Source organism: Colwellia sp. C1TZA3 (genome assembly GCF_007954265.1).
In the GTDB taxonomy this organism is placed as follows: Bacteria; Pseudomonadota; Gammaproteobacteria; order Enterobacterales; family Alteromonadaceae; genus Cognaticolwellia.
The window spans coordinates 1-4,955 of sequence record NZ_VOLS01000106.1; the positions used below are offsets into that span (position 1 = coordinate 1).

7 protein-coding genes are annotated in these 4,955 nt (G+C 39.4%); 6 read left to right on the forward strand and 1 reads right to left on the reverse strand.

Annotated elements, in window-relative coordinates; genetic code table 11:
- From ESZ39_RS17080 to ESZ39_RS17105, 6 genes are all read left to right on the forward strand, one after another.
- Nucleotides 1–196: transposase (locus tag ESZ39_RS17080; protein ID WP_191321678.1), on the forward strand; the 196-nt coding region annotated here is incomplete at its 5' end.
- 100 nt (nucleotides 197–296) lie between these two features.
- Nucleotides 297–755 carry an AMP-binding enzyme gene (locus ESZ39_RS17085; RefSeq protein WP_411266893.1) on the forward strand — a complete coding sequence of 153 codons (459 nt, stop codon included), beginning with the start codon at nucleotides 297–299 and terminating at the stop codon, nucleotides 753–755.
- A 139-nt stretch (nucleotides 756–894) separates the two neighbouring features.
- Nucleotides 895–1,440, forward strand: coding sequence for a Sua5/YciO/YrdC/YwlC family protein (locus ESZ39_RS17090; RefSeq protein ID WP_146881129.1), 546 nt, complete (start codon nucleotides 895–897; stop codon nucleotides 1,438–1,440).
- Nucleotides 1,437–2,342: an oxygen-dependent coproporphyrinogen oxidase gene (gene hemF / locus ESZ39_RS17095; protein ID WP_146881130.1), complete on the forward strand. Its 906-nt coding sequence runs from the start codon at nucleotides 1,437–1,439 to the stop codon at nucleotides 2,340–2,342. The genes ESZ39_RS17090 and hemF overlap by 4 nt, the downstream gene beginning before the upstream one ends.
- A gap of 420 nt (nucleotides 2,343–2,762) precedes the next feature.
- A complete protein-coding gene (gene aroE, locus ESZ39_RS17100; RefSeq protein WP_146881131.1) occupies nucleotides 2,763–3,575 on the forward strand; it encodes a shikimate dehydrogenase in 813 nt (270 codons plus the stop codon).
- Between the two features lie 22 nt (nucleotides 3,576–3,597).
- Nucleotides 3,598–3,831 (forward strand): hypothetical protein, encoded by a 234-nt coding sequence (locus ESZ39_RS17105; protein WP_146881132.1) that lies wholly within the window; start codon nucleotides 3,598–3,600, stop codon nucleotides 3,829–3,831.
- A 9-nt stretch (nucleotides 3,832–3,840) separates the two neighbouring features.
- Here ESZ39_RS17105 and ESZ39_RS17110 read toward each other — a convergent pair whose 3' ends face one another.
- Entirely contained in the window at nucleotides 3,841–4,386 is a 546-nt protein-coding gene (locus ESZ39_RS17110) for a gamma carbonic anhydrase family protein (RefSeq protein WP_146881133.1), read from the reverse strand.
- Between the last annotated feature and the right edge of the window lie 569 nt (nucleotides 4,387–4,955).

Consider the following 4,955-nt stretch of genomic DNA (forward strand, 5'->3'; position numbering starts at 1 on the left):
ACCCGCTTATTCACCTGAATTAAATCCAATTGAACAGGTATGGCAGTGGTTAAGACAGAATGAGTTAGCGAATAAATGTTTTAAGGATTATGACGATATTGTTGAATCTTGTAGTAATGCATGGAACGGCTTCATAAGTGATATAAAAAGGGTGAAAGATATATGCTTTAGAGACTGGCTAAATTTGAGTGGTTAATTAATGTAATTGGTATTACATCACACAAGAAGAAGTTGATGTATTAAATCCAGATACTATGGAGCCTGTTCACCCAGATGGAGTTACTATCGGTGAAATAATGTTCCGCGGTAATAGCACCATGAAAGGCTACTTGAAAAATGAAAAAGCCACGGAAGAGGCTTTTGCCCACGGTTGGTTTCATTCAGGAGACTTAGCGGTTAAACATCCAGATGGTTATATGGAAATTCGCGATCGTTCAAAAGATATTATTATTTCGGGGGGGGAAAATATTTCATCGGTTGAAGTCGAAGGGGTGTTATATACCCATCCAGCTATTTTAGAAGCCGCTGTCGTGGCCAAAAAAGATGAAAAGTGGGGTGAAACTCCCTGTGCATTTATAGCGCTAAAACGTGGGCAGACGCTCACAGAGCAAGAAATAATTCAATATTGCCGAGAACATATGGCTGGTTTTAAAGTGCCTAAAACAATTGTTTTTAGCGAGTTACCTAAAACCTCAACCGGTAAAGTACAGAAGTTCGTGCTCAGACAGAAAATAAAAGAGCTGTTTGAAACTTAATTTATTACTAGAGCATCGAATCCAAACGGTAAGTGTTTTACAGACTCTTACCGTTTTTTTTTACTAGCCATGTTGTTTGCCAGTAAAAAACGTATAATCATCATTAAATTAATTTTACTAAGCGCGCATCATAAACGCCATGACGACAGCATTAGAAACATTTCAACAGGGTGGGATCTTAGCTTACCCGACCGAGGCCGTATTTGGTTTAGGCTGCGATCCTGATAACGATGGGGCAATTGAAAAACTGCTGTCGATTAAGTCACGTTCAGTAGATAAAGGTTTAATACTGCTTGCGGGTGACTATGCGCAACTTTTACCTTATATAGACGAGAGTAAAATACCTCAAGACAAACACCTTGCGGTATTATCTCGTTGGCCCGACGGCATTACGCAACTAGTGGCTAAAAATGCCAACACCTCTGTGTTGTTGACGGGGTGCTTTGATACTATTGCCGTGCGTGTTACTAGCCAACCAGACGTTGTGGCACTTTGTCTCGCTACCAATAAGCCGATTGTTTCTACGAGCGCAAACTTAAGTGGTAAATCCCCGGCCAAAACATGGCAAGGAATCCCCAATGAACTCGCCGATAAGATTGATTTTATTATTAAAGGAAAAACGCTAGGCTTTGATCAGCCTTCTACTATTATTGATGCATTATCTGGAGATGTTATTCGCTTATGAGCACTATAAATATCAATGTTGTTGTTGAATTTTTAAAATCGTTGCAAGACCAAATTTGTACTGCGTTGGAGGTTGCTGACGGTAGTGGTAAATTTATTGAAGATAACTGGCAGCGCGCGGAGGGCGGTGGCGGCAGAACCCGGGTACTAACTAATGGTAGCGTTATTGAGCAAGGCGGGGTCAATTTTTCAGTGGTTTCTGGTGATAAGTTACCACCATCTGCAACAGCGCATCGTCCAGAATTGGCTGGCCGTAAATGGCAAGCTTGTGGTGTGTCGTTAGTTATTCATCCTAAAAATCCTTTTATTCCCACGTCTCATGCCAATGTCCGATTTTTTATTGCTGAAAAAGAAGGTGAAGCACCGGTTTGGTGGTTTGGTGGCGGTATTGACCTGACTCCCTTTTACCCGTTCAAAGAAGATGTTGTGCATTGGCATCAAACGGCAAAAGATATTTGTCAGCCTTTTGGTGACGATGTTTATCCAAAATATAAAAAGTGGTGTGATGAATATTTCCATTTAAAACACCGCAATGAAACTCGTGGCGTTGGTGGCTTATTTTTTGATGATCTTAATAAATGGGAATTCGATAAGTGCTTTGATTATATGAAAGCAGTTGGAAAAGGCTTTCTTGATGCTTACCTACCCTTAATGGAAAAGCGTAAAGCGATGCCTTTTGATGATAACCACCGTCAATTTCAACTTTATCGTCGTGGCCGCTACGTTGAATTTAACTTGGTTTTTGATCGCGGTACCTTATTTGGCTTGCAATCAGGTGGCAGAACAGAATCTATTTTGATGTCAATGCCACCACTGGCACGTTGGGAGTATAACTTTCAGGCGGAAGCTGGCAGCGCTGAAGCCGAGTTACAAGATTATTTAGTCCCGCAAGAGTGGTTATAACGTAACGTTAGTATTATTGCTTGTTGTTTATTAACCTAGCAACGACACATCAACAGAGATAAGTGTTATACCAATTACATTAAGTTATTGCTCACTTGTACTAGTTAAAATAGCTCAAGGCTGTGTTGCTCTCACTCCCAATAGCCAGCTATTGCTCAATCAAGCGCCTTACCTTGAATTATTTTTCCTGCGCACAACAAGATCACAAACTTAATGGAACTGGTATTAATGGTAGTGCTAAAGTTGAAGTAGACACCATCATGCATTCACTGATGTTAGTTTATAAAGCTTAAAGAGACTTTTAACCTTATTCAAGAAGGGTCAAAGTTACAAAAAAGCAGTCACTCAGCTACTGCTTTTTTGTTTTCATTGTTTAACAACTACGGTAGTCTACAGCTAAACATTTAAGCTAGTAATTTTATGGATCAATATCGCGTATTTGGCAATCCTATCGCCCAATCAAAATCTCCCTTTATTCACCAACAGTTTGCGATACAGTCAAAGCAAATAATGAACTACCAAAGTGAGTGGGTTGCATTAGATCAATTTGACAGTACGGTAAAAAAGTTAATGGCTAACAATGGCAAAGGTGCCAATGTTACCGCACCATTTAAAGAACAAGCATTTGCGCTCTGTCATGAGTTGAGTGAAAGAGCTACATTGGCTGGCGCAGTGAATACTTTAATCTTTGCTAATGGAATTATTTATGGTGATACTACCGATGGTGTCGGTTTAGTGAGTGACTTACTTAGCCATCAAGTACAGCTGCGAGATAGTAAGGTGTTGTTACTGGGTGCTGGCGGAGCCGCAAAAGGTGTTGTGCAGTCAATATTAGAGCAGTCTCCCCAGTCATTAACTATCGCCAATAGAACATTAAGTAAAGCACAGGCTATTACTAGGCAGTATCCTAATGACGCCATTGAAGCTATTACTTTCGCAGAGACCAATAATCTAGTGTTTGATATTATCATCAATGCCACATCAGCAGGCTTATCAGGCGATAGTTTACCCATTTCTGATCAAACCATTAAAAGCTCAGTAGCTTGTTATGACATGGTGTATGGCAAAGAGCCAACCGCTTTTTTAAAGCAAGCAAAACAGCTTGGCGTTGAACATATTATTGATGGCTTAGGTATGTTGGTGGGGCAGGCTGCTGCAAGCTTTCATTTGTGGAGAGGAGTCAGCCCAGCAGTAGAGCCTGTACTTGCCTCCTTAAGAGCTCAGTTAAAGTAACGAAAGCGTAGTGAGAAATAAGATGAACCAAGCGATTTTATTTAATGATGATTTACATTTTAATAAGCAGCATGATGCTTGGTCTTTTACTGGCCAGGTGTCTGGACAGAAGATAACAATATATTTTCATTCTATGCAGTTAAAGCAATTAGCAGAAATTGATAATTACACTAAATATGATTTAGAAGAAATAACAGAACTCTGGCTCGAAAAAAACGAGCCAGAGGATAACGAAATACATATAGAAATGAGGTAACACCTTAGATCAATTGCTATCAGCCAAGTACTCAGCTTTTAATTCAACATAGTTTATCGCTGACTGTTTAAGAAAATTAGCTTCACTCTCTTTTAACTCTCGCGATTGTTTGACGGGGTTACCAACATATAAGTAGCCACTTTTTAGTGTTTTGTTTGGTGGCACTAAACTACCGGCACCGATAAAGACATCATCTTCCACAATAGCGCCATCCATAATAATAGCGCCCATACCGACCAGAATCCGATCACCTAAAGCACAGCCGTGTAACATACACTTATGACCAACAGTAACATCATCACCAATAACTAAAGGATTGCCATTGGGATTACCTGCGCTTTTTCGAGTGACATGTAAAACAGTACCGTCTTGTATATTGGTTCGAGCGCCAATGGTAATTTTGTTGACATCACCTCTAGCGGCCACTAAAGGCCAGATACTAGTATCATCACCTAAGGTAATGTCACCAACCAGTACGGCAGTTTCATCAACATAAACAGCATTACCTAATATAGGAGTAATGCCACGATAGCTTCGAAAATAATTTTTATGCATAAATAAGAGATTTTAGATGACTGATATAGCTATCTTAGCAAAAATCAGACTTTAAATAGCGTTTTTCAAGTATCAGTCTAATGTGAGTGACTTAATGATGAAATAATATGCCCGTTGTTAACCGCTCAAGCTGGCTGATTTTTCAGCGCTTTGAACATTTAAAACTCAATCACAGTGGGGTTTGTACAATTAAAAAGCAAACAAACACTTAATCAACATTTAATGACAATTAAGTGTTGACGTGCAGTCAGAAATCGCTAGAATGCGCTCCAGTTCCAAGGGGTAACCCAAACGAACGGTTTTAATGAGTCACTTAACGTGGTGTAAACCAACTAAGTTAACTTAACGTTTTAAGAGTAAATTTGAATCTTCTGAAAAGAAAGTTTAAAAAAATACTTTTTAATTAGAAATAAACGTTGACATTAAAACTCAGGTGCGTATGATGCGCATCTCGCTTCAGGCAAGGCCTGCAGCAACGAAACAAAGCGAATGAGATTTTGTTTCGGTTAGTTTTCTCCTCAGAGATAAACTAGCTTTCTTTAACAATTAGTTATCATGCAATTTGTGTG

Coding starts and splice junctions, on each gene's coding strand:
- ESZ39_RS17090 (WP_146881129.1), top strand. CDS start 895: ATGACGACAGCATTAGAAACATTTCAACAGGGTGGGATCTTAGCTTAC.
- hemF (WP_146881130.1), top strand. CDS start 1,437: ATGAGCACTATAAATATCAATGTTGTTGTTGAATTTTTAAAATCGTTG.
- aroE (WP_146881131.1), top strand. CDS start 2,763: ATGGATCAATATCGCGTATTTGGCAATCCTATCGCCCAATCAAAATCT.
- ESZ39_RS17105 (WP_146881132.1), top strand. CDS start 3,598: ATGAACCAAGCGATTTTATTTAATGATGATTTACATTTTAATAAGCAG.
- ESZ39_RS17085 (WP_411266893.1), top strand. CDS start 297: ATGTTCCGCGGTAATAGCACCATGAAAGGCTACTTGAAAAATGAAAAA.
- ESZ39_RS17110 (WP_146881133.1), bottom strand. CDS start 4,386: ATGCATAAAAATTATTTTCGAAGCTATCGTGGCATTACTCCTATATTA.